Here is a 26903-nt window from a genome sequence, read left to right as displayed (position 1 = left end):
GGGCACGGACCAAGCCACTCGCCGAATGCGCTCCTGCAAAGGAGGTTTGGCATGGGACTGCGCGTTGGGGGCGTTTCCGAGGAATTCCGGAAACAGATGCTGGGCTACGGGCTGACGACGGCACAAATTCTCTATCGAATGCCGGATCATCCCTCGCTGCTCCAGACCTATGTCTGGCAGAACTACGACATGTTTCCGAAATTCCCCGCGCTCACCGATTTCCTGGCGTTCTGGCAGGAGAAGCTCGACGGTCCCCTCCATTCGGTGACGGTGGCCCATTCCAAGCTGATCAAGCCGGCCGAGCTCCGCGCCGTTGACGGCGTGTTCCGCCTGCATTGAGGCCGCGTAGGGTGGATTAGCCTGCGGCGGCGCGACGCGCTGCCGCTGGCGTAATCCACCTCGTTTCTCTCCGCGTGCCGAAACAGAAACGGTGGATTACGCCTTCGGCTAATCCACCCTACGAGATCACGCAATCAGACGCCGCCGCTGCAATAACGCGTCCACATCGCGCGATAGGCCGCGTCCACCGCTCGTGCATATGAGATGGGGTTGCCCGCGGCCGCAGCGTTGATCGTTGCGGGCAGTTCGCGGCGCAATTTGTCGAGCTCGCCGGTCTCGGCCGCGCGGCTGGCCGCGATCTCGACATAGGCCCCCTCGCTATCGGCGACCCAGTCCGGCAGGCCAAGTGCGGTGAGGATGGCGCCGGCAGCGCGGCCGGGCAGGCTGTTGCCGAGCTTCGCCACCACGGGCACGCCCATCTGCAGGGCTTCCCATGTGCTGACGCCGCCGTTCTGCGGGAACGGATCGAGAGCAATATCGATGCGATTGAACGATGCCAGATGCTCGTCCCGCAACGTGGCCCCGAGCAGATCGACGCGTTCGGCCGGCAATCGGCAAGCCGCAAATCGCGCCAGCAGCTTGTCGCGGACGAGTTGATCGTCGAGCGCAACATCCTTGATCAGGAGGCGCGAGCCCGGCACCCGCTCGAGGATCCTGGACCAGACTGCCGCCGCCTCGTCCGAGATCTTGCTGATGCGGTTGAAGACACCGAAGGTGACGAAGCCGTTCGAGAGCGCCGGCGTTCCGGCCCGCGTAATCCCGGCCGGCAGCGGCGCCAGCGTCACGAAGCACGGCAGGTCGACCACCGTCTCTGCAAACAGATGCCGAACCTCGTGCGGAATCCCGACCGGATCCGAGAACAGATAGTCGATCGTCGGCAACCCGGTGCCGGTGCCATGGCCCCAGCCGTGCGCCTGGATCGGTGCCGGCTTGCGCGAAAATATGCCGAGGCGGTTTCCTTTTGTATGGCCGGACAGATCGATCAGGATATCGATGCGATCGTCGCGAATCTGGGCGGCGAGGCGATCGTCGCTCCATTGCGAGGCGTCGCGCCAGCGATCGGCGATGCCTTGAAATTCGCGTGTCGTCGCATCGACTTTCGCCGAGCACGAATAGCAAACGATTTCGAACCGGGCGCGGTCGTGGTGTTGCAGGACAGGCTTGAAGATGAGCGCAGCCGAATGCGCGTTGAAGTCCGACGAGACGTAGCCGAGCACCAGGCGACGATCCGGATCGCGGCTGTTGTCATGGGGGGCGGCCGCTTCTGAAGCGATTTTCGCGCCGATCCGCTCCCACCATACGCGTCGCGCCTGCTGATGCTGCTCGACGCTGGCGTCCGGCACGAAATCGAGCGCGAAGATCTTGCTGGAGATCGCGCTCTCGAGATCGGGCCGGATGTCGAGGGCTCTGTCGAAACTGGCGAGGGCTTCGTCGACCCGGCCGAGTGCGGCAAGACAAAGGCCCAGCACCAGGTGAGCCTGATCGGAATCGGGCGCGATCGCGAGCGCCTTTTCGCAATCGGATAGTGCCTCGGCCATCTGCCGGGTCTGGAGCAAGACATTGGCGCGCCAAAGCCATCCGTTCACGTCGTCAGGGGCGAGGGCGATTGCCCGGTTGCAATCCGCCATGGCCTCGTCGAATCGCTGCAGCTCCCGGAGTGCCACGGCGCGGTTCGCCAGCGCCGCCGCATAGTCGGGCTTGATCGCGAGCGCGCGGTTCAGGCTTGCAAGAGCCTTGTCGTAGTTGCGCAGACGGCAGAGCGTGGAGCCGCGGCCGTTGTGGGCTTCGGCGAGGTTTGCGTCGACGGCGAGCGCCCGATCGTAGCTGTCGAGCGCTTCCTGGTAGCGATCCAGGGCCGCGCTCGCGTTCCCGAGATTGGAGAGAGCGAGGGCGTAGTTGGGCCGCAAGGCGAGCGCCTTGCGATAGCTCTCGCGGGCATCATTGTGACGTTTCAGCCCGTTCAGCGCGACGCCCAGGCTCATATGGGCTTCGGCCGATCGCGGATCGACGACAACCGCCCGGCTCAGCAGGCTCTCGGCCTGCTGATAATTCCCAGCATCGGACTCCAACGCGCCGAGCATATGCAGCGCGATGAATTGATTGGGCGCGATCTGCAGGAGCTGGCGATAGGCAGCCTTGGCCCCGGGCAAGCGTCCCTTCTTGTGCAACTCGAGCGCTTGCCCGAGCAAGGGCAGCACGTCGACCTTTTGCCGCTTCTGAAGCCGGGCATTTTGAAATGCACGCTGACCGACATTGCTGCCCATGAATCAATTCCCCCGGATGTCCCGGGCGAGACTAGTTCAGCGCGAGAACGAAGACGAGACGCCCCCAGCCCGACGCGCCAGCTTGGGGCAAGCTACGATCCGATACGGTGATCGCGTGATTGGCCTCAGCCTCTTACCCTCCAGGGGAGGGTCCTGGAGGGGGAGGGTGACAGCGCGGATGCGGCACTACTCAACACGACCAGCTCTGCGATTGCTGCCTCGCCCACGACTGGATAAGCTGACCTTCAAGCCATACCGCGCGACGGCGGCTCAGAAACAGGGAGGCAGACAATGGCCAAGCAAAAGGCATCGAGGCCCGCATTGAAGACCGCGGTGAAGAAGCGGAGTGGCGCCAAGGCGGCGGCGCGATCCTCGGCACGCAAGGCCGTGAAGGCGAAGGCGCGCACTGCCGCTGCGAAAAAGCCCGCACGTCCGAAGCAGCGCATCGCCGTCAGCCATCACCGCGAGGAAGACTTCAAGGCCGACGGCCTGCGCGCCTACGCGAAGTATCGCGATCTCGGCATCGGCGAGGCGACCCATGGCCTCGCGCAGGCGCATGTGATCCGCCTGCAAGGTCCCTGCAACCCGGCCGAGGTGTCCAAGCTCCACTATCACGACGTCGAATTCCAGATGGTCTACGTGCTCAAGGGCTGGGTGAAGACCTATATGGACGGGCAGGGCGAGACCTTGATGCAGCAAGGCAGCGCCTGGACCCAGCCGCCGAAGATCAGGCACATGATCCTGGACTATTCGGACGACGTGGAGCTGCTGGAGGTGATCCTCCCCGCTGAGTTCAAGACGGTGGAGCTGAAGGCGTAAGCGCAACTCTCGATCGCTAAAATGCGGTCGATCCGAGAAACCGGGCGGTCAGCAATCGGGATGATTTCGGCCGCCCCGCAAGCCTGGTGCTAACCAGTCGAAAATACCTCTCGCGTCAGCTCAAGGCTGTGTCAACGCGGGAAATGCTTTCATGGCGACCAACACTTTTGGCCGACGCGGCACCGTAGCGCCAGCTCCAAGAGCATCGTTTCAAGCCGCCGCCGCGCCGATCGCCATAGAGAAGCCCTCTTCCAGCGAGGAGACGCTTTTTGCCGACAACAAGCTTCTGGCCGACATCCCCTTCCTCACCATAGGCCTGATCTTCGGTCTGGTCCTGATCTTCGTTCTGCAGCGTAGTCTCGCCATCGACATCGCGCGGGACGGCGACATTGATGTGCGCTCGCTGATCGCTCAGGGCGCGTCCGGCTACGATCTCGTCGTCGGACGGGGGGAGTGGTGGCGAATCGGCCTTGCGCCGCTTCTGCATGGCAGCGGGTGGCACCTCGTGAGCAATTGCGTTGCGCTGTTCATCGTCGGCGTCAGGCTGGAGTCGCTGATCGGCCGCGGCTGGTTTGCGCTGATCTTCGTTGCCAGTGCACTGGCCGGAGAGGCCGGCTCGCTGCTGGGCAACGGCCCCGGCACGGTCGGCGTCGGTGCGTCCGGCGCCGTCACCGGGCTGATCGCCGCGCTGTTCGTGGCGAGCTTCGATCCCGAAGCGGACGCCGATCAGACCATATCGAGGCTGAAGACGTCGCTGTTCTTCGGTGTTCCCGCACTGCTGCCAATGGCCTTTGGCGCTTCCGGCAACGTCAACTATTACGCCCACGCAGGCGGTGCGGTGGCCGGCGCCGCGCTCGCCGTCACGCCGTGGCTCGCCTTCTGGTCCTATGACAGCCTGCCGCGGAGCGCGAGCATGACCTTGCTGGCAGGATCCATCGGATCTCTCATCTGCGCCGGCTTCGCCGCCGCGCATTATTCGGCCTACATGGCCGATGCCGCGCACTATATCCGCGCCTCGGAAGTGCCGATGAAGGGCGACGAGATGGCCAGCCGGTCGCTCGATCTCGTTAGCCGCTACCCGAAAGACGCGCGGGCTCACGTCTACCGTGCTGTCTTCTTCCTGGAACAAGCGGATATCAATGCCGCCGAGAGGGAAGCGCAAACCGCCATGTCGCTCGCAGCTTCGGACGTGGCGGGTGGGCCGGTGCGCTCCGGGGCGCAGGGCTTGATGGCGGTGTTGCTGTGGGTGCAGGGCCGAACCAGCGAGGCGAAGGCCATGGCGGCCGAGCCATGCCGTGCCAAGATGCCCGAGGTGCGTCGCATCCTGCAGAAGTCGAAATTGTGCGGTTGATGCAAAGATTCTCGCCGCCGTCATTGCGAGGAGCTCTTGCGACGAAGCAATCCAGACTGTCTCCGCGGACGCATGTCTGGATTGCTTCGCTTCGCTCGCAATGACGCGTGGAAAGAGAGCCTACGCCAGCACCCCCACCACCGCTCCCATCAGACACGTCGTCAGCGTCCCCGACACGATCGACTTCAGACCCAGCGCGTTGATCTCCTCGCGCCGCTCCGGTGCCATCACCCCTAAGCCGCCGATCATGATGCCGAGGCTGGCGAAATTGGCGAAGCCGCACATCGCATAGAGCATGATCAGGCGCGAGCGCGGATCGAGCGTATCGGGCGGCAGCTTCGAGAAGTCGACATAGGCGATCAATTCGTTCAGCACGGTCTTGGTGCCCATCAGGCTGCCGGCGGTGATCGCCTGATCCCACGGCAACCCCATCAGCCAGCACACCGGCGCCATGACGAGGCCGAGCAGCCGCTGCAGCGAGATCGCGGCGCCGCCGACGTGCGGGAGCAGGCCGAGGATTGCGTTGACGAGATAGACCAGCGCCACCAGCACCAGCAGCATCGCGACGATGTTGATCAGCAGCTCGATGCCCGCGCTGGTGCCTTTCACGATCGCGTCCATCGTGCTGGCGACCTCCATCTGCGGATCCTCCAGCGCGCCGCCGGTGCGCTTGTCGGAGGTTTCAGGGACCATGATCAGGCTGACCAGGATCGCCGCCGGCGCGCCGAGCACGGAGGCGATGACGAAATGCGCGGCGGCGTCGGGAATGAGCGGCGCCAGCAGCGTCGCATATAGGACCAGCACGGTGCCGGCGATGCCGGCCATGCCGCCGGTCATGACCAGGAACAATTCGCTGCGCGTCATCTGTGCCAGATACGGCCGCACGAACAGCGGCGCCTCGACCATGCCGAGGAAGATGTTGGCAGCGGTCGAGAGCCCGACGGCGCCACCGACGCCGAGCGTGCGCTCCAAGAGCCAGGCCATGCCGCGGACGATCGGCGGCAGCACGCGCCAATAGAACAGCAGCGTCGTGAGCACGCTCATGACCAGCACGATCGGCAGTGCCTGGAACGCCAGGATGAAGTCCGCGCCTGGCGCCTTCAGGTCGAAGGGCAGGGGTCCGCCGCCGATATAGCCGAACACGAAGGCGGAGCCGGCCCGCGAGGCCGCCGAGATCGCGCCGACCGCCTCGTTGATGGCGCCGAAGGCATGGGCGACGACCGGCAGCTTCAGCAGCACGAGGGCGGTGACGAAGGTCGCGGCAAGGCCGATCGCCGCCTGGCGCAGCGACACCGCGCGACGATTTTCCGCCAGCGCGAAGGCGATCAGCAGCAATGCGAAAATGCCGAGTGCAGATTGCAGGCGCAGCATGATGTCCCAAACCCTCGATGATTATGGCCGTGCCTGCGCTGCAAAGGCAATGCCGGGAGCAGCCGGGAACGACCAGTGTTGACAAGCGGGGCCACCTCGGCCACGCGGGAGGCCTTCGATATCGAGGGAAAGAGCGGTCCGAGCGTGACCGAAGAGGCGATGCCAGAGCAGCCAATATCCGGACATCGACCGGTCACCGCCGGTGAGCTCCTCCGCCATCCCGCTTTCCTGTTCTTCCTGCTCTCGCGCAGCCTGTCGCGCTTCTCCAGCCAGATCGCGGCCGTCGCGATCGGCTGGCAGATCTACGATCTCACCGGCTCGGCGTTCGACCTCGGGATGGTTGGTCTCGTCCAGTTCCTGCCCACCGCTCTTCTGGTGTTCGTCGCCGGCCACGCCGCCGATCGCTACGAGCGCAAGCGCGTCGTCCAGCTCTGCCAGCTGGTGGAGGCCGCGACCGCGCTCTATCTCGGGGCCATCACCTATCTCGGCGCGGTCAGCGAAGTGCAGATCTTCATCGCGACTTTCCTGCTCGGAATCGCCGGCGCGTTCGAGAGCCCGACCACGGCGGCGCTGCTGCCGCTGATCGCGCCGCAGGGCTCGCTCCAGCGCGCCACTGCCGTCTCCAGTGGGGCGGCGCAGGTCGCGACCATCACGGGACCTGCGCTCGGCGGCATCGCCTATGCGGTCGCCCCGCACCTTGCCTATGCCGTGATGGTCCTGTTCTGGGTCTTGGGGATGATCTTGACCGGCTTCATCCGGCCGCGCCCGCAGGCGATCGCGAGGGAGGGGATGGACTCGGACAACATCTTCGCCGGCGTCCGCTTCATTCGCAGCAACCCGGCGATCCTCGGGACCATCTCGCTCGATTTGTTCGCCGTGCTGTTCGGCGGCGTCACGGCGCTGCTGCCGATCTATGCCCGCGACATCCTCCAGACCGGCCCGGTCGGGTTAGGCGTGCTGCGCGCCGCGCCTGCGGTCGGTGCCTTGCTGATGACCATGGTGCTGGCGCGCCACGCGATCTCCCGGCATGTGGGCCTTCGCATGTTCCAGGCCGTGATCGTGTTCGGCCTCGCCACCATCGTGTTCGCGCTGTCGTCCTGGATGTGGCTGTCGGTGCTGTCGCTTGCAATCCTCGGTGCGGCCGACACGATCAGCGTCGTGATCCGCTTCTCGCTGGTGCAGCTGTCGACACCCGACGAGATGCGCGGCCGCGTCGGCGCGGTGAACTTCCTGTTCATCAACGCCTCGAACCAGCTCGGCCAGTTCGAGAGCGGAGTGGCAGCCGCGCTGCTCGGCGCCATGCCTGCCGCCGTGCTCGGCGGCGTCGCCACCGTCGCAGTGGCGCTGCTCTGGATGAAGCTGTTTCCAGCCCTGCGCAAGGTGGAGAGCCTGGAGTAGGTCCTCCGCTCTCTCAACGTCATTGCGAGGAGCTCGCGACAAAATTGCGTAGCAATTTTGCGCTGGTGCGACGAAGCAATCCAGAATCTCACCGCGGCGGCAGCCTGGATTGCTTCGCTGCGCTCGCAATGACGATTGTTGAGATGGCGTGGGGACTTAACTCGCGTCACGCCCGCAGCCCGGCAGCAGCAGGCGCCTCTTGACGCCTACTGTGCATGGGGTTGTTTTCGCGCTTTTTTGTTCAGCCCCGCCCGACGAACGGCATCTTGGTCGCCATCACCGTCATGGTCAGCACGTTGGCATCGAGCGGCAGGCTGGCCATGTAGGCCACGGCATCGCCGACTGCTTTCGCGTCCATGCGTGGCTCGTGCTTGGTGGTGCCGTCGGGCTGCAGCACGCCGGGGCCGTTGACCATGCGGTCGGTCATCGGGGTTGCGGCATTGCCGATGTCGACCTGGCCGACGGCGATGTCGTACATGCGGCCGTCGAGATTGCTGGCCTTGGTGAGGCCGGTGATGGCGTGCTTGGTCGAGGTGTAGGCCGCCGAGAATGGCCGCGGCGCGTGCGCCGAGATCGAGCCGTTGTTGATGATGCGGCCGCCGCGCGGGGTCTGATCCTTCATGATGCGGAAGGCGTGCTGGGTGCACAGGAACGGGCCGGTGAGGTTGGTGTTCACCACGGCCTGCCATTGCTCGAGGCTGAGATCCTCGAAGTTGACGGCCGGCGCGCCCATGCCGGCATTGTTGAAGAGCACGTCGAGCCGGCCGTAGGTCGCCTTCACCTTGTCGAACAGCGCGGCGATGGAGTCCGGCTTGGTCATGTCGGCGGTGACGCAGAGGCTTTTTCCCGCGGGACCGAGCTTTGCCGTCTCCTCGAGCATGTCGAGCCGGCGGCCTGTGAGCACCACGGTGAAGCCGGTGTTCATCAGCGCCAGCGACGCCGCGCGCCCGACGCCGGTGCCGGCGCCCGTCACCAATGCGATTTTTTTCGCTTCACTCATCGTTTCCTGCCTTTTCTCTTCTGCTGTCAGGTTTTGGGTTCTTTGTCGTTCTTGTAGGGCGGGCGCGGAATGTTCTGATGCGCCGCGCGCAAGGCCGCCGACCAGCGCGAGCGCAGGTCGTGGAAATAGGGCTCGCCTGCCTCGATGCGATGGTTGAGATCGGCCTCGCAGGCTTCGTTGCGCACCACCAGCACGTCGATCGGCAGGCCGACGCCGAGATTCGAGCGCATCGTCGAGTCCATCGAGATCAGGCCGGTCTTCAGCGCCTCATAGAGCTCGACGTCGTAATGCATGGCGCGGTCGAGCACCGGCTTGCCGTATTTGTGCTCGCCGATCTGCAGGTAGGGCGTGTCGGTGGTGCACTCGATGAAATTGCCGGCGGTGTAGACCATGAACAGGCGCATCCGCGCGCCCTTGATCTGGCCGCCGAACAGGAAGGAGACGTCGAAGGACACGTCCTCGGATTTCAGCGCCGGCCCTTCGGTGGCATGCACCGCCCGGATCGCCCGGCCGATGCGCTGGGCGGCCTGGAACATGGTCGGTGCGTTCATCAGCGTCTCGATCTCGCCCGTATTGGGATCTTCGAGGCCCTCGGTCAGCGTCGACAGCACCGACTGGCTGATGGCGAGGTTGCCGGCACTGGCGATCGCCATGATGCGCTCGCCGGGCTTGGAGAAGATGTGCAGCTTGCGGAAGGTTGAGACATTGTCGAGGCCGGCATTGGTGCGGGTATCGGCGATCATCACCAGACCGTCCCGAACCAGGATTCCGCAGCAATAGGTCATTTCCAGTCCCCGAACGCGTTTGCGCGGAATTACTAGCCAATTTCAAGGGCCACTCCAACCCCCGATTGGGTCCGTCATTCCGGGGCGCGACGAAGTCGCGAGCCCGGAATCCATTCCTCCACCAACTCTGCGGCCAGATGGATTCCGGGTTCGCGCGACGCGCGCCCCGGAATGACGGTGCGAGACGGCAATTTAGTCCGCGGCATTCACCAGAAACGCCTCATCAACCGGCACGCCGAGCGCCGTCACCAGCCGGTTGGTCTCCGCGGCCATGCCGACGATGGCGAGCAGCTCCCCATATTCGGCCTCGCTCATGCCCTTGGCCCGTGCCGCGGCCGTGTGCGAGTGGATGCAGTAGCTGCAGCCATGCGCGATCGAGACGGCGACGTAGAGCATTTCCTTGACCTTGGGATCGAGCGCGCCGGGAGCCATCACCTCCTTGATGCTCTCCCAGGTCCGCCGCAGCGTCTTCGGATCATGGGCCAGCGCGCGCCAGAAATTGTTGACGAAGTCCGATTTCCGCACCCTGCGGATGTCGTCGAAAACGGCGCGCGCTTGAGTCGAGAGTTCATCATCCGAAAGCAGTTTCACTGTCGCCATGGCTACCTCGCGGGTCTGATTTGACGCCGCAAATGTAGCACGCCGAATGTGTTCGGCTGGCGACTCCTAGCTCTGCCGCTGGGACTGCGATTGCGACTGCCCGCCGCGGCCGGCCTGTTCGACCTTCACCGCCACCGTCAGCGTTTCCGTGCCGCCGCCGTAGCGCGTGCCGCGCACCGGGGCCGCGCCGAGATAGTCGAGCCCGATCGCGAGGCGGACATGCGCGTCGGTGGCGCAGATGCTGTTGGCGGGATCGAAGCCGACCCAGCCGAGATCGGGCACGTAAGCCTCTGCCCAGGCATGGCCGGCGTCCTGGTGCACCGTGTCGTCCGCACGCAGGAAATGCCCGGAGACGAAGCGCGCCGGCACGCCGCCGGCGCGGGCGCAGGCGATGAAGATGTGCGCGTAATCCTGGCAGACCCCGCGCTTGAGCGTGAACGCCTCCGCTGCGGACGTGCCGCTGTTGGTCGGGTCCTCGTCGAACGTCATGTGATCGGTCACCTGCGTCATCAGCGTGTGCAGGAAGCCCAGCGTGTCGCTCTCGGCCTCGCTGCGCAACTGGCGCGCGACCGCCGTCATCGCCGGATTGACCGAGGTGAGGTCGGTGACGCGCAGGAACATGCCGGGGGGAAAACGCTCGTCGCTGCCGCGCAGCACGCCGCCGGTGTCGTGAGTCTCGATCAGCCCTTCGGCAATGATCTGGATGTCGCCGACCGGCCCGCAGGACAGCACGTGGGTGACGTTGCCGAACGCGTCCTCATGCATGTCGAGCTTGGTGTCGGTGGAGACGTCGATCTGCCATTCCGCGACGTATTGCCCGTCATGGCTGCCCGGCGTCATGCGCAGGATCTGGATCACGCTGGTGGCCGGCGGCTCGTAGCGATAGGTCGTGGTGTGCTGGATTCGCAGGCGCATGGTGGACCGTGTCGTTTGTTGTAAGGCGTGACTGCCGTCGCAAAGAAGCTCGTCATGCCCGGGCTTGTCCCGGGCATCCACGTTCTTCCTCGTCGCGCAAAAGCAAGAACGTGGATGGCCGGGACATCTAGCGCGAAGACGCGCTTCGCGCTTTTGCCCGGCCATGACAATATCCCCTGTCGTCAGTCGAGCGACATTAGATCAAATACTGCTTCGTGATGATTTCGCCCAGCCTGGAATTGTCCGCGATGAATTCCTGAATGAATTCATGCACGCCATGCTGGAAAATGTCGTTCATGTTGCTGTGTTCCAGCCGGTTGCGGATGCCGCGGGCGTGGCGCTGGGCCGGGCCCTGGCGGCCATAGGCGACGCCGATCTGGTCGAGGTTGCGCACGAGGTTGCCGTAGCAGCTGGCGAGCGAGCGCGGCAGCGTGTCGTTGAGGATCAGGAGGTCCGCGATCAGCCAGGGCTTCAGCGTCTCGCGATAGACCCAGTGATAGGCCGTCAGCGCCGAGACCGAGCGCAGGATCGAGCTCCACTGGTAGAAGTCGAGAGGCCCGCCGACATGCTCCTCCTCGGGCAGCAGCACGTGATACTTCACGTCGAGGATGCGCGCGGTGTTGTCGGCGCGCTCCAGGTGCACGCCCATGCGCGAGAACCAATAGGCGTCGTTGCGCAGCATGGTCCGATAGGCCGAGCCGTCGAAGCGCAGCGAGGTCTCCTGCACGAAGCGCAGGAATTTTGCGAGGTCCTCGCGCGTCGAGGTGCCCTTGCTCCACACCGCCTGAAGCTCGATCCAGGCCGAGTTGATGGTGTCCCACATCTCGCTGGTGAGGGCCGTGCGCACCGAGCGCGAGTTCAGCCGCGCCGCTTCGATACAGTTTCGGATCGAGGACGGGTTGTTCTGGGAGAACGAGAGATACTCGACGACGTTGTGCTCGTTGGCTTCCTCATAGGCCTGATAGAAGCTCGCGGCGACCCCGGCGGTGAGCAGCGCCGAATCCCATTCATTGGTCTTGCCGATATAGGCGGCGGGAAGCGCGGTGACGCGCAGCGTCGCATCGATGGTGCGCGCGAGATATTCGGCCCGTTCGACGTAGCGGGCGAGCCAGTAGAGGTTTTCGGCGGTACGCGACAGCATCTCTCTACTCGTCCAGAATCCAGGTGTCCTTGGTGCCGCCGCCCTGGCTCGAGTTCACCACCAGGGAGCCTTCCTTGAGCGCGACGCGGGTGAGCCCGCCCGGCACGATGGTCGTGCTCTTGCTGCCCGTGAGCACGAAGGGGCGAAGATCGACGTGACGTGGAGCGAGGCCGGACGCCGTGCAGGTCGGGCAGGTCGAAAGCGCCAGCGTCGGCTGGGCGATGAAACCTTCCGGCTCGCGCTTGAGCTTGTCGCGGAACGCTTCGATCGTCGCTTTGGTCGCGGCGGGGCCGATCAGCATGCCGTAGCCGCCGGAGCCGTGCACTTCCTTGACGACGAGCTCACTTAGATTGTCCAGCACATAAGCGAGGTCCTTCGGCTCGCGGCAGCGCCAGGTCGGCACGTTCTTCAGGATCGGCTCCTCGCCGAGATAGAATTTCACGATGTCGGGCATGTAGGAGTAGATCGCCTTGTCGTCGGCGATGCCGGTGCCGACGGCGTTGGCGAGCGTGATGTTACCGGCCGCGTAGGCCGACATCAGTCCGGGCACGCCGAGCACCGAATCGGGACGGAAGGTGAGGGGATCGAGGAAGTCGTCGTCGACGCGCCGATAGATCACGTCGACCCGCTTCAGCCCTTCCGTCGTCCGCATGAACACTTCGTTGTTCTTGACGACGAGGTCGCGGCCTTCGACCAGCTCGATGCCGAGCTTGTCAGCGAGGAAGGAGTGCTCGTAATAGGCCGAATTGTAGACGCCCGGGGTGAGCAGGGCGACCGTCGGCTCGCCGGAGGCGCTTTGCGGCGCGACCGAGCGGAGCGCTGCGAGCAGCTCGTCCGGATAGCGCTCGACCGGCGCCACCCGGTGGCGGGCGAACAGATCCGGAAACAGCCGCATCATGATCTCGCGGTTTTCCAGCATGTAGGACACGCCCGACGGCGTGCGGGCGTTGTCCTCCAGCACGATGAAGTCCTCGGCGTCGACCCGGACGATGTCGATGCCGGCGATGTGCACGTAGACGTCGTGCGGCACCTGCTGGCCGTTCATCTCGGGCCGGAACACCGGGTTTTGGAAGATCAGATCGTCGGGCACGATGTCGGCGCGGAGGATGTCGCGGCCGTGATAGATGTCGCGCAGGAACATGTTGAGCGCGCGCACGCGTTGCTTCAGGCCCTTCTCCAGCCGCGCCCATTCCTTGCCGGACATGATCCGCGGAATCACATCGAAGGGGATCAGGCGCTCGGTGGACTCGGAATCGCCGTAGACCGCGAAGGTGATGCCGATCCGGCGAAACAGCAGCTCAGCTTCCTGGCGACGATATTCGAGCGCCTCGGGAGGCGTCTCCTTGAGCCAGCGCGCCAGCTCCTGATAGGCGGGGCGGAGGTCCCCGCCGGGAATGTTCATTTCGTCAAACGCGACTGCCATAGATCCCGACTTGTCTCCCCAGGCGTTGCGCCATGCGCCAGTTCGCGTCGGCCTTGATGAGACCGCAACGTCCTGTGGCCATGCGTCAACAGTGCATGACTTTCATGTGGTAGCAAGGGCCGGGCCAGCGCGATAAGCATGGAGAGGGGGCATTTGCCGGCGACGGCCGGCGGCGTGCCTGAAAAAATGGCTGAAGACTGCTTATTTCAGAAGCAAAACCGCGTGACTTCAACGCGTTACCTCGGCAAAGTCGGCGTCACAGGTGAGGGACTTAAGGCATGAGCGAGATCGTCACGGCGGGCATTCTGGTCATCGGAGACGAAATCCTGTCCGGCCGGACCAAGGACAAGAATATCGGCTTCATCGCCGAATACCTGACCAATATCGGCATCGACCTGAAGGAGGTCCGCATCGTCTCCGACGACGAGCCGGATATCATCGCTGCACTGGATGCATTGCGGCATCGCTACACCTACGTCTTCACCACGGGCGGCATCGGGCCGACTCATGACGACATCACCGCTGATGCCGTGGCCAAGGCGTTCGGCGTCGGTATCGACCATCACCCGGAGGTCGTCGCCCGCTTCCGCGAGCGCTGGAGCGAGCAGGACCTCAACGAGGCCCGGCTGCGCATGGCCCGCATCCCCGACGGCGCCGAGCTGATCCAGAGCGCGACCATCCTCGCCCCCGGCTTCAAGATCGGCAACGTCATCGTCATGGCCGGCGTGCCCTCGATCATGCAGGCGATGATGGACATCGTCTCGCCCAAACTGAAGTCGGGCGTGCGCATGCTGTCGGACTCGGTCCGGGCCAATGCGCGCGAGGGCGATATCGGCGGACCGCTGCGGGCGATCGCTGCCGCCCATCCCGACACCATCATCGGCAGCTATCCCTTCATGGACGAGGAGCAGAAGCCCAACACCAATCTGGTGGTGCGCTCGCGCGATCCCGAGAAGCTCGCGGCGGCAATGGCCGCGGTGAAGGAAATGCTGGCGGGATTGAACGTCAACCGCTAGCAGAGAATTGCCGGACGAGATTGCAGGAGACAGGCGATGGCTGGTGAAGCACCGGAACTGAGTGCGCAGGAGCGGGCAGGCAAGGCCTTCCCCGTCTCGTGGGACCAGTTCCACCGGGATTGCCGGGCGCTGACCTGGCGGCTTAACGAGGTCGGTCCGTTCCATGCGGTGATTGCGATCACCCGCGGCGGCCTGGTGCCCGCCGCGATCGTGGCGCGCGAGTTAGGGGTGCGCGTCATCGATACGGTCTGCGTCGCCAGCTACGACCACAACAAGCAGGGCGAGCTCCAGGTGCTCAAGGGCATTTCCGAGGCGACAATGACGCTCGGCGGCGGCACCGGCAAGGGCCTGTTGATCGTCGATGACCTCGTCGATACCGGCAAGACCGGCAGGATGGTGCGCGAGATGCTGCCCGATGCGCATTTCGCCACCGTCTACGCCAAGCCGATGGGACGCCCGCTGGTCGACACTTTCATCACCGAAGTCTCGCAGGACACCTGGATCTTCTTCCCCTGGGACACAGCACTGTCCTACCACCCGCCGCTGCGCGACGGCGCGGCGTGACCAGAGCGAATGGCGAGTAGCGAATGGCGAGTAACACCGACCCCATTCGCCATTCGCCATTCGCCACTCGCCCCCTCCAGAACCGAGTCACGCCCACCGGCGACATCATCGCCACCCCACACCGCGGCCTGTTCACCGGCAATCGCGGCATCATCCACGATCCCGCGACGAAGACGCTGCTGAAGAAGCGCTGGTCGACGCCGGCCTGGATCACATGCCTGTGCGAATTCCGCGGCTGGCGGCGGCCGGTGATGGCGCGGCGGAGCTGGACCGAGCTGTTCTTTCTCGACGAAGCCACCGCCTTTGCTGCCGGACATCGCCCATGCTTCTTCTGCCGGCGTGACGATGCCAACCGGTTTCGCGCGGCATGGGAGAGGGGAAACGGCGCAAGCAAGGTGAGCGCAAAGTCGATGGACGCAAAGCTGCACCTGGAGCGTCTGGATCACGGCCGTAAGCGCCTGCACCCACTGCGAGGGCCGCTCGCAGACTTACCCGATGGCGTGATGGTGCAGCAGGGCGAGCAGAGCTATCTTGTGACGAAAGGCCGGCCGCTGCTTTGGTCGCCAGCCGGCTATGCCCGTACCGAGCACGAACTATCGAGTGCGATGCTGCTGACGCCTCCATCCACATTACGGGCGTTCAGCGCCGGATATCGACCGGCGTTGCATCCGACCGCTCCGGACTAGCCGAGCGACCTGCGGATCACCGCCATCATCCCAGCCTCTCGCGCGCCAGCGCCGCGCCGGCGCCGAGCGCCATCAGCTTGGCTTCGGCGATCTCGCGCCGCATCGGCGCCATGCCGCAATTGGTGGTGGCGATGATGTTGCTCTTCGGCACGAATTGCGACACCGCCTCGATCACCTTCACGACGTCCTCGGCCGTCTCCACCGTATCGCTGGCGACGTCGATGACACCGGCCTGCACAATCTTGTTCTTGAGCAGCGCGAGCAGGTCGAGCGGCACCTTGGAATTGCGGCACTCGATTGCGACCTGCTGGATCGGGCTTGCGTCGATGGCCGGAAAGATCTGCTCGTATTGCCGCCATTGGCTGCCGAGCGTCTCCTTCCAGTCCGTATTGGCCTTGATGCCGTAGCCGTAGCAGATGTGCACGGCGGTGGCGCAGGCGAGGCCCTGTGCGGCGCGCTCCAGCGCCTTGATGCCCCAATCGTTGACCTCGTCCATGTAGACGTTGAAGGCGGGCTCGTCGAATTGCACGAGATCGACGCCGTCGGCCTGCAAGGCCCTGGCTTCCTCGTTCAAGAGCTCGGCGAAGGCAAAGGCCATCTTGACCCGGTCGCCATAGTAGCGGTCGGCAATGGTGTCGATGATGGTCATCGGGCCGGGCAGGGTGAATTTCAGCTGCTTCCTGGTGTGCGTGCGCGCGACGCGCGCCTCGAAGGCATGGACGCGGTCCTTCAGCCGCAGCGGCGCGACCACCTGCGGCACCATCGCCTTGTAGCGGTCTTTCCGGATGCCCATCTCGACCTTGTGGGCGAAATCGATGCCCTCGATCTTCTCCAGAAAGCCGTGCACGAAGTGCTGCCGGGCCTGCTCGCCTTCGGTGACGATGTCGATGCCGGCGTCCTCCTGGATCTTCAGCCAGATCAGCGTCGCATCGCGCTTGGCGCGGGCGAGCTCGTCGCCTTCGGACTTCCAGGGCGCCCAGAGCATGTTCGGCTCGGCGAGCCATTCCGGCTTCGGCAAGGAGCCGGCGATCGTGGTTGGAAACAGCATGGCGGCCCTCCCGGCGGGTTGTTGCGCCCCTTCCTGCCATGTCCTAACGTCGAGGTACAGAACAACAAAAGTCGTCATTGGCTGGCGGCAGCGCTAGGGACGGCGCAAGGGAAGGCCCATGATCGACCTCTATTACGCGCCGACGCCGAACGGCTGGAAAATCTCGATCATGCTGGAGGAGCTCGGGCTTCCCTATCGGGTGATCCCCGTGAATATCCGCGCCGGCGAGCAGTTCAATCCTGAGTTCCTGGCGATCTCTCCGAACAACCGCATTCCCGCGATCGTCGACCACGAGCCCGCTGATGGCGGCGCGCCGTTCTCGGCGTTCGAGACCGGCGCGATCCTGATCTATCTCGCGGAGAAGACCGGCCGCTTCCTGCCCGCCGATTGGCGCGGCCGCTCCAGCACGATCCAATGGGTGATGTGGCAGATGGCGGGCCTCGGGCCGATGCTCGGTCAGCACGGCCATTTCGCGCTCTATGCGGCCGAGAAGATCCCTTACGCAATCGAGCGCTATCGCGACGAGGCGGCGCGGCTCTACGGCGTGCTCGATCGCCAATTGGCCAGGACCGGCGCCTATGTCGCCGGCGACTATTCCATCGCCGACATCGCCTGCTTCCCCTGGACCATGACCCACAAGGCGCAGGGTTTTACGCTCGACGACTATCCCAATGTGAAACGCTGGTATGCCGAGGTCCGGGCAAGGCCGCAGGTGCAGGCGGGGCTTGCGATCGGAAAATTCGTGAAAGAGCCGTTCGACGAGGAATCACGCAAGATCATGTTCGGACAGCGTGCGAAGGAAGTGTTGGGAAAGAGGTAGTGCCACATCCGTCATTCCGGGGCGCGACGAAGTCGCGAGCCCGGAATCCATCAGGCTGCGTAACGAGAGGCGAAATGGATTCCGGGCTCGCGCCCAAAGGCGGCGCGCCCCGGAATGACAGCAAAAAGGAACCCCCATGATCGAATTCTTCTTCGACTGCTCCAGCCCCTGGACCTATCTAGCCTTCCACAACATCCAACCGCTCGCCAAGAAGTTCGGGGCCGACATCACCTGGCGTCCGATCCTGGTCGGCGGCATCTTCAACACCGTCAATCCGAGCGTCTACGCGCAGCGCGAGAAGCCGGTGCCGCTGAAGGCGCGCTACATGAAGAAGGACCTCGCCGACTGGGCACGTTCGGCGGGTCTTGCCATCAAGATGCCACCGACGGTGTTCCCGGTGAACAGCGTCAAGGTGATGCGCGGCTGCCTCTGGCTCGGTCAGGACATGGTGCCGTTCGCGACATCAGTGTTCGAGGCCTATTGGGGCGAGGACAAGGACATCTCGCAGGACGCGGTGCTCGCGGAGATCTGCAGGAAGGTCGACATCGACGAGCAGAAGTTCTTCGCCGGTATTGCCGAGCAGGGCATCAAGGACCAGCTCAAGGCCAATACCGAGGAGGTCATCGCGCGCGGCGGCTTCGGCTCGCCGACGATCTTCGTGAACAAGACCGACATGTATTTCGGCAATGACCGCCTGCCGCTGATCCGCGAAGCGCTTCAGCGCAGCAAGGCGAGCGCGGCCTGATGGTGCGCGCCGTCGTCTGCCGCGAGCTCGGCGCGCCCGAGCGTTTGCTGCTGGAGGAGTTTCCGCCCCGCGCGCTGAGGCCGGGCGAGGTGCGCGTCGCCATCCGCGCCGCCGGGCTGAACTTCCCCGACGTGCTGATGGCCGCCGGCGAATACCAGCTCAAGCCGGAGCTGCCGTTCACGCCGGGCATGGAAGCGGCCGGCGACGTCATCGAGGTGGCATCGGAGGCAAGCGGCGTTGCCGTCGGCGACAAGGTCATTGTGAAGATGCGCTTTGGTGCCTTCACGGATGAAGCGGTGGTGATGCCGTCGCAACTCACCCCCATGCCGTCCACCTTCGACTATGCGGAGGCTGCGACCTATCTCGCCGGCCACGGCACGGCCTATCACGCGTTGATCGATCGCGGCCGGGTGGCACCCGGCGAGGTGCTGCTGGTCCACGGTGCCGGCGGCGGCGTCGGCCTTGCCGCCGTCGAGATCGGCAAGATGCTGGGTGCGACCGTGATCGCGACCGCCTCCAGCGACGAGAAGCTCAGAATCGCGAAATCGCGCGGCGCCGATCATCTCGTCCGCTACGACCGCGAGCCGTTCCGCGATGCCGTCAAGCGCATCACCGACGGCCGCGGCGCCGACGTCGTGTTCGACCCCGTCGGTGGCCGGGTCTTCGAAGATTCGATGCGCTGCATCGCCTGGGGCGCGCGGCTCTTGGTGATCGGCTTCACCGGCGGCATCGGCTCGGCCAAGACCAATCTCCTGCTGATCAAGGGCGCCAGCGTGCTCGGCGTACGCGCCGGCGAAGCGGTGCGGAAGAATCCTGCGCTCGGCGAGGTCCGCCTGAAGGCGCTTTTGCAATGGGCGGAGGAGGGCAAGCTGCGCCCCAACGTCTCGCACCGCCTGCCGCTTAAGGACTATGCGAAGGCGATGCGGTTGTTGCTCGACCGCAAGGCGATCGGACGCGTCGCGCTACTGATGTGACGTCCGCGCGACGGTGTCGCGGCCGCCCGGCGCATAGCCGAGGCAGGTCCGCACGATCTGGCCGCAGACGGCGTCACGCGCATTTCCGATGTCGGTATTCCCGGCATATTGCACCTCGGTGACCTTGCCGCGAGCAAAGCGCAACTGCACGCGACAATAGCCCGAAGGCGCCTGGCCTCCGATATTCAGGCCGGGCGGAAGCGTGAGCGTGGGCGGCGCGATGCCGCCGGGAGGGCTCGCCGCGTGCTCGTACATCCAGATCTCGCCCGAACCGTCCTTGGCGGTTCCGGCCGGCAGGCCGGCGCACATGCGGATCGCCGACTGGTCGAGACCGATCAAGCTGGCTCGTCCGCGCTGCGCCCACTCGGCGTCCTGCTCGGCACAGCCGGCAAGGACGAGTGGCGCGAGAGCCGCCATTCGCAGGCAAAGTTGCATCGGCATCGCTTCCCTGTGCGATGCGAACGATACAGCAAGGTGGTTTTGCGATGCAGCAGGCCTGTCGACCGACTGTCCATGCGCACTTGGCATGGATCAAACAGCCGAGTTGCGCGTTATGGCGCGCTACGCGCTCGTCACTTGTACTCGCGCTCCGTCCACCACGGGAAGTAATCCGGCATGTCGGTCGACACCTTGTTCTTGAACTGCGCCGGCCGCTTCTCCAGGAACGACACCACGCCTTCCTTCACGTCGTCCGAGCGGCCGCGGGCGTAGATGCCGCGGCTGTCGACCTTGTGGGCTTCCATGGGATCGTCGGCGCCCATCATGCGCCACATCATCTGGCGGATCAGCGCGACCGACACCGGCGCGGTCTTTGCCGCAAACTCCTTGGCGAGCGCTCGGGCGGTCGGCAGCAGATCATCGGGGGCCACGACCTTGCTGACGAGGCGGCCCGCAAGCGCTTCCTGCGCCGGGAAGACACGGCCCGAATAGCACCATTCCAGCGCCTGCGAGATGCCGACGATGCGCGGCAGGAACCAGCTCGAGGCCGCCTCGGGCACGATGCCGCGCTGGGAGAACACGAAGCCGAACCGCGCAGCCTCCGAGGCGATGCGGATATCCATTGCAAGCTGCATGGTGACGCCGATGCCGACGGCCGGGCCGTTCACCGCCGCGATCACGGGCTTGAGGCATTTGAAGATGCGCAACGTCACTTGGCCGCCGCCGTCACGCACCTGCGGGTCGCTATAGTCGACCTTGCCGTCGGCAAAACGCTTGACCGGCCCGCGCCGCGCGTCGCGATCGAACGTGTCGGCACCGGAGGAGAGATCGGCGCCCGCGCAAAAGCCGCGGCCGGCGCCGGTGACGATGATGGCGCGGACGTTATCATCCTTGTCGGCGGCGTCGAACGCGTCGATCAGTTCGGCTTGCATCTGCGCGTTGAAGGCGTTGAGCTTCTCGGGCCGGTTCAGCGTGATGGTGAGGATCTGATCGGCGACCTCGTACTTGATCGTCTCATACGCCATGGTGGTTTCCTTCCCTGTTTCTTTGTCGCTCTCTCTAGCACGTCATTCCGGGGCGCGCGAAGCGCGGGCCCGGAATCCATTTGTCCACATCAGTAATGCGGATGAGTGGATTCCGGGCTTGCGCCAAGAGGGCGCAACCCGGAATGACGAGCGAGCGTTTGTTACGCCGGCGGCTTCGGCCAGGGCCGCTGCGGGCCGCGCAGGCCTTCAAACGCCTTGGCCATGCCGAGCACGCCGATGTCGTCGAAGCGGCGGCCGACGATCTGCACGCCGATGGGAAAACCCTTGGCGTCGAAGCCGCCGTTGAGGGAGATCGCCGGGTTCTCCGACATATTCCACGGCACGGTATAGGCGATGTGCTCGAACGGCTTCATGGGATCGTTGGTCGGCGAGGCCCATTCCGCCGGATAGTTCACGTTCGGCGCGGTCGGCGAGATCACATAGTCCAGCTCGCAAAAGAGCTTCGCCGCAGCCGCGCGGATCGCCATGGTCTGGTTGAAGCCGCGGATGACGTCGACGCCCGAGAGCTTGGCCCCGGACTCGCCCCACTTGAAGATATAGGGCAGCACCTTGGCCTGCTCGGCCGGCGTCAGCTTGGACAGATCGTCCCACATCCGCGCGCGCCAGAAATTGTCGAGACCGTCGAGCATCTCGCGCGTGAGGATGCCGTCGACCTCGGTGACGACGCTGCCTGCGGACTCGAATGCCTTCGCGGCCTTCACTGCGACCTCGCGCACCGGCTTCTCCAGCGCCAGGCCGCAGCCGGGATCGAGCATCAACCCGATGCGTAGTTTTCGCGGAGATTTCTCCAGCCCCTTCCAGTTCAGCAGCTCGGCCGGCAGGCTCATGCCGTCGCGGCGGTCGGGCTTTGCGATCGCGCTCATCATCAGCGCGCAATCGTCGACCGTGCGGGTCATCGGGCCTGCGACACGGCCGACATAGGTGGGGTCGATCGGCACTCGGCCAAAACTCGGCTTCAGGCCGACGAGGCCGCACCAGCCGGCGGGCAGGCGAACCGAGCCGCCGATATCGGTGCCGAGATGCAAGGGCCCGTAGCCGGCCGCGGCGGCGGCGCCTGCGCCGGCGCTGGAGCCGCCCGGGTTCTTGCTGAGATCCCACGGGTTGCGCGCGAGCGCATGGAACGAGGACAGCCCGGAGGACAGCATGCCGTAATCGGGCATGGTGGTCTTGGCGAAGATGATGCTGCCGGCCTCACGCAGCCGCGCAGCGGGCGGCGCGTCCTTCTCGGCCGGCACGAGCTTGACGCTGGCTGCCCCCAGCGGCACCGGCACGCCCTTGGTCGCGATGTTGTCCTTCACCGTCACGGGCACGCCGTCGAGCGGCCCGGAGGGCTCGCCGCCGGTCCAGCGCGCGGTCGAGGCCTTTGCGGCCTCGCGCGCGCCATCGGGGTCGAACGCATAGAGCGCCTTCAGATGCGGTTCCCACGCCGCGACATGCGCGAGCACGTCCTCCAGCACCTCGCTCGGCGAGAACTGCTTGGCACGATAACCCGCGATCAGGTCGACCGCGGACAGATCGTGCAGCGAGGTGACCGCTTCCTCGACGCTCTTTTTATGCATTGCCACCCACCGGCATGCGCGTCTCGACGATGCGGGCGAACATGCTGGCACCGATCGGCAGGATCTTGTCGTCGAGCACGAAGCCGGGATTGTGCACGGGCACCGAGCCGTCATGGCCGACCCAGAAGTAAGCGCCGGGAATCGTCTCCAGCATGTCGGCGAAATCCTCGCTGCCCATCTTCGGCTGGATGCGGGTGATCACGTTGGCGGGATCGACGATGGTGCGCGCGACCTCCTCGACCACCTTGGACTGCTCGACCTGGTTGACCAGAACGCCGAACGTGTCGCGGATGTCGGCTTCGATCGTGCACTGATAGGCGGCGGCGATGCCGGCGCAGATGGTGCGGATGCGCTCGGCGATCAGGGCGCGGACTTCGTTCGAGAAGGTGCGGATGGTGCCGCACAGATGCGCATCGCCCGGAATGACGTTGTAAGCCGAGCCGGCATGGATCTGGGTGATCGAGATCACCGCGGCTTGCAGCGGGTCGACGTTGCGGCTGACGATGGTCTGGATCGCCTGCGCCAGTGTGGTCGCAATGACAACCGCGTCCTTGGAGCGCTCGGGCATCGCGCCATGCGCGCCGTAGCCGGTGATGCGCAGGTCGAAGAAGTCGGCACTGGCCATGGCCGGGCCCGGCAGGATCGCGATCTCGCCGTGGTTGAGGTCGGGCGCGTTGTGCAGGCCGTAGAGCTCGTCGCAGGGAAATTTCTCGAACAGCCCGTCCTTGATCATGGCGCGGGCGCCGCCGAGGCCTTCCTCGGCCGGCTGGAAGATCAGATGCACGGTGCCGTCGAAATTCCGGGTCTCGGCGAGATAGCGCGCGGTGCCGAGCAGCATGGTGGTGTGGCCGTCATGGCCGCAGCCGTGGAAGCGGCCGGGGATCTTCGAGCTCCACTTCAGATTGGTGTTCTCTTCCATCGGCAGCGCGTCCATGTCGGCGCGCAGCCCGATGCGCTTGCTGCCGGTGCCCTTGCCCTTGATGACGCCGATCACGCCGGTGCCGCCGAGGCCGCGATGCACTTCGATGCCCCAGCTCTTCAGCTTGTCGGCGACGATGCCGGAGGTGCGCACTTCCTCGAAGCCGATCTCGGGATGGGCGTGGAGGTCGCGCCTGATTGCGGTGAGCTCGTCGGCGTAGCCGTCGATGCGATCGATCGTGGGCATGTGGTCCTGTCCGGTTAGCGTGAGGGAGGCGTGAATACGGGGCCGTTCGGCTTGATGCGGATGCCCGGGCGCAGGCGCGTCCAGGGTAGCGAAGCGGTGTCGGCCGGCATCGCACCGGGCGCGGCACAGATCATCAGCTTCTCGGCGATCGGCTCGAAATCGGCGCGGAAATGCACCGAGCTCTTGTTGACCAGGATTTTCTGTTCGGTCGGCTCGATGCCGACATAGCGGTACATCGCCTGGTCGGCGAGCTGGGCCTTGTGCGAAGAGACGACGATGCGGACATCGCCGATGCGCAAGGCTGCGGACGGGCCCATCTCCATCTCGCGGCCGCCGTAATAGGGACCGGGCGCGATGAAGCGGCCGTCCGAGAGCTGCTCGACCACGAAGGTCTCGCGATAGGGCTCGTCGCCGGGGATGCCGGACTTGCCGCCGAGCGACAGCGTCACGGTGGCGCCGACGCCGGCTGCGTGCGCGGCCTTGGCCGATTCCGGATCGTAGATCGCGCCGGTTGCGGCACTCGCCTTGTTGCGCACCAGCGCGCGCAGCATGCCCGTGGTGTCGGAATCGCCGCCGGCGCCCGGATTGTCCTGGGTGTCGGCGATGATGATCGGCTTGCGCGCGCTCTTGGCAAGTTCCATGGCGTGGCGCACGCCGTCGTCGGGCGTCCAGATCTTGCCGTCGAAATCGTTCTCGTGGCTTTCGATCAGCTTCAGAAGCGCGTCGGCCGCACGATCTGCGTCGTCTTGCCTCCTGCCATAGGCGAACACGCTGGGGCCGCAGTCGCGGAAATCGGCGGCGGGAAAGCCGGGCGCGAAAGAGAGGGTGGGGACGGCATCGCTCTCCAGCGCGGCGAGTCTTTCGTAGATGCCTTTGGTGGGCTGGTCGTTGGTGCATTGCCAGCTGATCGGGATCAGGAACGGCAATTGCCGGAAGGCCTTTGCGAAGCGCTGCTTCGTCTGCAGCAGCAGCGCGAGATGGCGCGCGCAGGCGCGGCCGGTCTCGGCCATGTCGACATGCGGATAGGTGCGGTAGGCGATCAGCGCGTCGGCATGCTCCATCATCTCGGGCGTGACGTTGGCGTGGAGATCGAGGCTGGTGACCAGCGGAACATCCTTACCGATGACGCGGCGCACGCGCGCCAAGATCTCGCCTTCGCCGTCGTCGAGATGCTCGGTCACCATCGCGCCGTGCAGGTCGAGATAGACGGCGTCGATCGGGCCGGCGGCGGCGATGCCGTCGACCATGACCTTCACGATGCGCTCGAATGCGTCTTCGGTGACATGCGCCGACGGGCTCGCCCCGCAGGCGATGGTCGGAACGAGTTCCCAGCCGTTCGCCTCGGCGCTGTCGACGAAACCGGCGAGCCCGACATTGATGCGGCGCATCACCTTCAACACGTCGGCACCTTCAGTCATCGCCGGCCAGCCGCCGCCATGCTGGAAGTCGGCGAATGTCGCCTTGGTCGGAGCGAAGGTGTTGGTCTCGTGCAGGAAGCCGCCGACGGCGATGCGTGTCATTCAGTTCAGTCCCGATTGAAAGTGCGCGACGTTAGCCTTGGCTCTGAGGAGAGGGCAAGGTGAGAGGCCATCGTGCCACGCATAGGGTCAGATCGATTTGGGAATGCTGCTCCGCCGTCATTCCGGGTCGCGCGTAGCGCGAGCCCGGAATCCATCGTGCGACAGAGTTCGCAGCCTGATGGATTCCGGGCTCATCGCTTCGCGATGCCCCGGAATGACGGCGGAGAGAGTTAAGCCGTGGCCCCCACGCCTTCCGCCACCGGCCTGAAGTTCGCAAAATCCCAACCCCGCCCGGGCGCCGCATCCAGCAGCGCCTTGGTGTAGGCCTCCTTAGGATGCGTCAGCACTTCGGCGGCCGGTCCCTGTTCGACGACGCGGCCGTGCTGCATCACCACGACCTCGTCGCAGATCTGGGCTGCGACGCGGAGGTCGTGGGTGATGAACAGGATGGCGATGCCGAGCCGCTTCTGGATCTCGTCGAGCAGCTCCAGCACCTGCGCCTGCACCGAGACGTCGAGCGCGGAGACCGCTTCATCCGCGACCAGCACGTCCGGATCGAGCGCGAGTGCCCGGGCGATCGCGATGCGCTGGCGCTGGCCGCCGGAGAATTGGTGCGGATAGCGCGACACCGCATCCGGCGGCAGGCCGACCAGCTCGAGCAACTCGCGCGCCCGCTTCATCGCGTCGGCGTGCGCCACGCCGTAATTGACCGGGCCTTCGGCGATGCTCTCGCCGACGGTGACGCGCGGATTGAGCGAACGATAGGGATCCTGGAATACGATCTGGATCTTCTGCCGATGCGGCTGCAACAGGCGGCGCGAGATGTCGGCGATCTCGCGGCCGGCGAGGCGCACGCCGCCGGAGGTCGGATCGATCAGGCGCACGATGCAGCGCGCAACCGTCGACTTGCCCGAGCCGCTTTCGCCGACGATGCCGAGCGTGCGGCCCTTGCGCAGGGTCAAGGTGACCTTGTCGGCAGCGACGACCTCGCGGCCTTTGCCGAAAAAGGCGCGCTCCTTGTAGACCTTGCTGAGCTCGTTGGCCTCCAGCACCACGGGCTCGCGGGTTTCCTCGCGCGGCGGGCGCGGCACCAGGCTCGGCACCGAGGAGAGCAGGTTGCGGGTGTATTCCATGGTCGGATTGCGCAGCACGGTCTCGAGCGGACCGGTCTCGACCAGCCGGCCCTGCCGCATCACCGCGACGCGGTCGGCGATCTCGGCGACCACGCCCATGTCGTGCGTGATGAACAGCACGGCGGTGCCGTGATCGCGCTGGAGCTCGCGGATCAGCGACAGGATCTGCTTCTGCGTGGTGACGTCGAGCGCGGTGGTCGGCTCGTCGGCAATGAGCAGCTTCGGCTCCAGCACCAGCGCCATCGCGATCATGATGCGCTGGCGCTGGCCGCCGGAGAGACGGTGCGGGTAGGAGGCGAAGATGCGCTCGACCTGGGGCAGGTGGACCTGCTCCATCATGTCGAGAATGCGCTTCCTGCGCGCTTTGGCATCGAGTTTGGTGTGGGCGCGGAGCACCTCGTCGATCTGGCGGCCGACCGGCACCACCGGATTGAGCGCGGTCATCGGCTCCTGGAAGATCATCGCCATCTTGGTCGCGCGCAGCTGGCGCAGGCGGCGGTCGGTGGCGGTGAGCAGCTCCTCGCCGACCAGCTTCACGCTGCCGCCGGTTGGCACCAGCGTGCCCTTCGGCAACAGGCCCATGGTGGTGAGCGAGGTCACCGACTTGCCCGAGCCGCTCTCGCCGACGAGGCACAGCGTCTCGCGCTCGCGCACCTGGATCGAGATGCCGTCGATGATGTTGGCGCCTTTCGGCTGCTTGCCGATGGAGACGACGAGGTTGTTGATGTCGAGGATGGTGTCGGTCACGTCAATTCTCTCCGTCATTCCGGGGCGCGACAAAGT

The 26903-nt window shown here is 65.3% G+C and carries 25 protein-coding genes; 10 read left to right on the top strand and 15 right to left on the bottom strand.

The features are described 5' to 3' along the window. Positions 1 to 51: 51 nt before the first annotated feature. Positions 52 to 339 carry an usg protein gene (locus tag I6F36_RS04640; RefSeq protein WP_036015394.1) on the top strand — a complete coding sequence of 96 codons (288 nt, stop codon included), beginning with the start codon at positions 52 to 54 and terminating at the stop codon, positions 337 to 339. Between the two features lie 134 nt (positions 340 to 473). Here I6F36_RS04640 and I6F36_RS04635 read toward each other — a convergent pair whose 3' ends face one another. Next, the gene (locus tag I6F36_RS04635) at positions 474 to 2603 is read right to left on the bottom strand and encodes a tetratricopeptide repeat protein (RefSeq protein ID WP_225132685.1); all 2130 of its coding nucleotides are present in this window, start codon (positions 2601 to 2603) and stop codon (positions 474 to 476) included. Positions 2604 to 2894: 291 nt separating this feature from the next. Here I6F36_RS04635 and I6F36_RS04630 point away from each other — a divergent pair, with 291 nt between their 5' ends. Further along, positions 2895 to 3422: a cupin domain-containing protein gene (locus I6F36_RS04630; protein WP_036029806.1), complete on the top strand. Its 528-nt coding sequence runs from the start codon at positions 2895 to 2897 to the stop codon at positions 3420 to 3422. A gap of 151 nt (positions 3423 to 3573) precedes the next feature. Further along, positions 3574 to 4773, top strand: coding sequence for a rhomboid family intramembrane serine protease (locus I6F36_RS04625; protein ID WP_225132684.1), 1200 nt, complete (start codon positions 3574 to 3576; stop codon positions 4771 to 4773). Positions 4774 to 4893: 120 nt separating this feature from the next. Here the strand turns inward: I6F36_RS04625 and I6F36_RS04620 are convergent, their stop codons facing one another. Further along, positions 4894 to 6144 carry a NupC/NupG family nucleoside CNT transporter gene (locus I6F36_RS04620; protein WP_225132683.1) on the bottom strand — a complete coding sequence of 417 codons (1251 nt, stop codon included), beginning with the start codon at positions 6142 to 6144 and terminating at the stop codon, positions 4894 to 4896. A gap of 159 nt (positions 6145 to 6303) precedes the next feature. Between I6F36_RS04620 and I6F36_RS04615 the strand changes: the two genes are divergently transcribed. After that, a complete protein-coding gene (locus I6F36_RS04615; protein ID WP_036029811.1) occupies positions 6304 to 7542 on the top strand; it encodes an MFS transporter in 1239 nt (412 codons plus the stop codon). 241 nt (positions 7543 to 7783) lie between these two features. Here the strand turns inward: I6F36_RS04615 and I6F36_RS04610 are convergent, their stop codons facing one another. The 6 genes from I6F36_RS04610 to I6F36_RS04585 form a co-directional block, all read right to left on the bottom strand. Then, positions 7784 to 8542 (bottom strand): SDR family oxidoreductase, encoded by a 759-nt coding sequence (locus I6F36_RS04610; RefSeq protein WP_036029803.1) that lies wholly within the window; start codon positions 8540 to 8542, stop codon positions 7784 to 7786. A 26-nt stretch (positions 8543 to 8568) separates the two neighbouring features. Then, positions 8569 to 9327 carry a proteasome-type protease gene (locus I6F36_RS04605; protein WP_036046219.1) on the bottom strand — a complete coding sequence of 253 codons (759 nt, stop codon included), beginning with the start codon at positions 9325 to 9327 and terminating at the stop codon, positions 8569 to 8571. A gap of 192 nt (positions 9328 to 9519) precedes the next feature. Beyond that, positions 9520 to 9927 (bottom strand): carboxymuconolactone decarboxylase family protein, encoded by a 408-nt coding sequence (locus tag I6F36_RS04600; protein WP_225171056.1) that lies wholly within the window; start codon positions 9925 to 9927, stop codon positions 9520 to 9522. Between the two features lie 66 nt (positions 9928 to 9993). Next, entirely contained in the window at positions 9994 to 10842 is an 849-nt protein-coding gene (locus I6F36_RS04595; protein ID WP_036015358.1) for a transglutaminase family protein, read from the bottom strand. Between the two features lie 196 nt (positions 10843 to 11038). Continuing rightward, positions 11039 to 11983 (bottom strand): alpha-E domain-containing protein, encoded by a 945-nt coding sequence (locus I6F36_RS04590; RefSeq protein ID WP_036015356.1) that lies wholly within the window; start codon positions 11981 to 11983, stop codon positions 11039 to 11041. A 4-nt stretch (positions 11984 to 11987) separates the two neighbouring features. Next, the gene (locus I6F36_RS04585) at positions 11988 to 13406 is read right to left on the bottom strand and encodes a circularly permuted type 2 ATP-grasp protein (RefSeq protein ID WP_036015353.1); all 1419 of its coding nucleotides are present in this window, start codon (positions 13404 to 13406) and stop codon (positions 11988 to 11990) included. Between the two features lie 278 nt (positions 13407 to 13684). Here I6F36_RS04585 and I6F36_RS04580 point away from each other — a divergent pair, with 278 nt between their 5' ends. Genes I6F36_RS04580 through I6F36_RS04570 form a run of 3 tightly spaced genes read left to right on the top strand, consistent with a single transcriptional unit; the run spans position 13685 to position 15672 of the window. Continuing rightward, on the top strand, positions 13685 to 14422 hold the full coding sequence (locus I6F36_RS04580; RefSeq protein WP_036046217.1) for a molybdopterin-binding protein: 738 nt from the start codon (positions 13685 to 13687) through the stop codon (positions 14420 to 14422). Between the two features lie 36 nt (positions 14423 to 14458). Beyond that, complete coding sequence (gpt, locus tag I6F36_RS04575; protein WP_036015348.1) at positions 14459 to 14986, top strand: xanthine phosphoribosyltransferase; 528 nt, start codon at positions 14459 to 14461, stop codon at positions 14984 to 14986. 23 nt (positions 14987 to 15009) lie between these two features. Beyond that, positions 15010 to 15672, top strand: a complete 663-nt coding sequence (locus I6F36_RS04570) for a hypothetical protein (RefSeq protein ID WP_225132682.1) — start codon at positions 15010 to 15012, stop codon at positions 15670 to 15672. Between the two features lie 25 nt (positions 15673 to 15697). Here the strand turns inward: I6F36_RS04570 and I6F36_RS04565 are convergent, their stop codons facing one another. Next, positions 15698 to 16720 (bottom strand): methionine synthase, encoded by a 1023-nt coding sequence (locus tag I6F36_RS04565; RefSeq protein WP_225132681.1) that lies wholly within the window; start codon positions 16718 to 16720, stop codon positions 15698 to 15700. A 118-nt stretch (positions 16721 to 16838) separates the two neighbouring features. Between I6F36_RS04565 and I6F36_RS04560 the strand changes: the two genes are divergently transcribed. The 3 genes from I6F36_RS04560 (at position 16839) to I6F36_RS04550 (ending at position 19259) form a co-directional block, all read left to right on the top strand. Beyond that, the gene (locus tag I6F36_RS04560) at positions 16839 to 17540 is read left to right on the top strand and encodes a glutathione S-transferase N-terminal domain-containing protein (protein ID WP_225132680.1); all 702 of its coding nucleotides are present in this window, start codon (positions 16839 to 16841) and stop codon (positions 17538 to 17540) included. 136 nt (positions 17541 to 17676) lie between these two features. After that, the gene (locus I6F36_RS04555) at positions 17677 to 18285 is read left to right on the top strand and encodes a 2-hydroxychromene-2-carboxylate isomerase (RefSeq protein WP_225132679.1); all 609 of its coding nucleotides are present in this window, start codon (positions 17677 to 17679) and stop codon (positions 18283 to 18285) included. After that, positions 18285 to 19259: an NADPH:quinone oxidoreductase family protein gene (locus tag I6F36_RS04550; RefSeq protein WP_225132678.1), complete on the top strand. Its 975-nt coding sequence runs from the start codon at positions 18285 to 18287 to the stop codon at positions 19257 to 19259. Before I6F36_RS04555 ends, I6F36_RS04550 begins: the two co-directional genes overlap by 1 nt. Here the strand turns inward: I6F36_RS04550 and I6F36_RS04545 are convergent. From I6F36_RS04545 to I6F36_RS04520, 6 genes are all read right to left on the bottom strand, one after another. Further along, on the bottom strand, positions 19248 to 19694 hold the full coding sequence (locus I6F36_RS04545; RefSeq protein WP_225114408.1) for a hypothetical protein: 447 nt from the start codon (positions 19692 to 19694) through the stop codon (positions 19248 to 19250). The two genes, I6F36_RS04550 and I6F36_RS04545, sit on opposite strands and share 12 nt — an antisense overlap. A gap of 137 nt (positions 19695 to 19831) precedes the next feature. Beyond that, complete coding sequence (locus I6F36_RS04540; protein WP_225171055.1) at positions 19832 to 20722, bottom strand: crotonase/enoyl-CoA hydratase family protein; 891 nt, start codon at positions 20720 to 20722, stop codon at positions 19832 to 19834. Between the two features lie 161 nt (positions 20723 to 20883). After that, complete coding sequence (locus I6F36_RS04535; protein ID WP_225171054.1) at positions 20884 to 22302, bottom strand: amidase; 1419 nt, start codon at positions 22300 to 22302, stop codon at positions 20884 to 20886. Continuing rightward, complete coding sequence (locus I6F36_RS04530; protein ID WP_036015333.1) at positions 22295 to 23467, bottom strand: M20 aminoacylase family protein; 1173 nt, start codon at positions 23465 to 23467, stop codon at positions 22295 to 22297. Before I6F36_RS04530 ends, I6F36_RS04535 begins: the two co-directional genes overlap by 8 nt. A gap of 14 nt (positions 23468 to 23481) precedes the next feature. Next, on the bottom strand, positions 23482 to 24987 hold the full coding sequence (locus tag I6F36_RS04525) for a M81 family metallopeptidase (RefSeq protein WP_225132676.1): 1506 nt from the start codon (positions 24985 to 24987) through the stop codon (positions 23482 to 23484). A gap of 230 nt (positions 24988 to 25217) precedes the next feature. Beyond that, complete coding sequence (locus I6F36_RS04520) at positions 25218 to 26867, bottom strand: dipeptide ABC transporter ATP-binding protein (protein ID WP_225132675.1); 1650 nt, start codon at positions 26865 to 26867, stop codon at positions 25218 to 25220. Positions 26868 to 26903: the final 36 nt, after the last annotated feature.

The sequence above is a fragment of the Bradyrhizobium sp. BRP19 genome, from assembly GCF_020194195.1.
Lineage (GTDB): Bacteria > Pseudomonadota > Alphaproteobacteria > Rhizobiales > Xanthobacteraceae > Bradyrhizobium > Bradyrhizobium yuanmingense.
The sequence above is the reverse complement of the archived record's forward strand: the minus strand, read 5'-3'. Positions and strand labels throughout refer to the sequence as shown.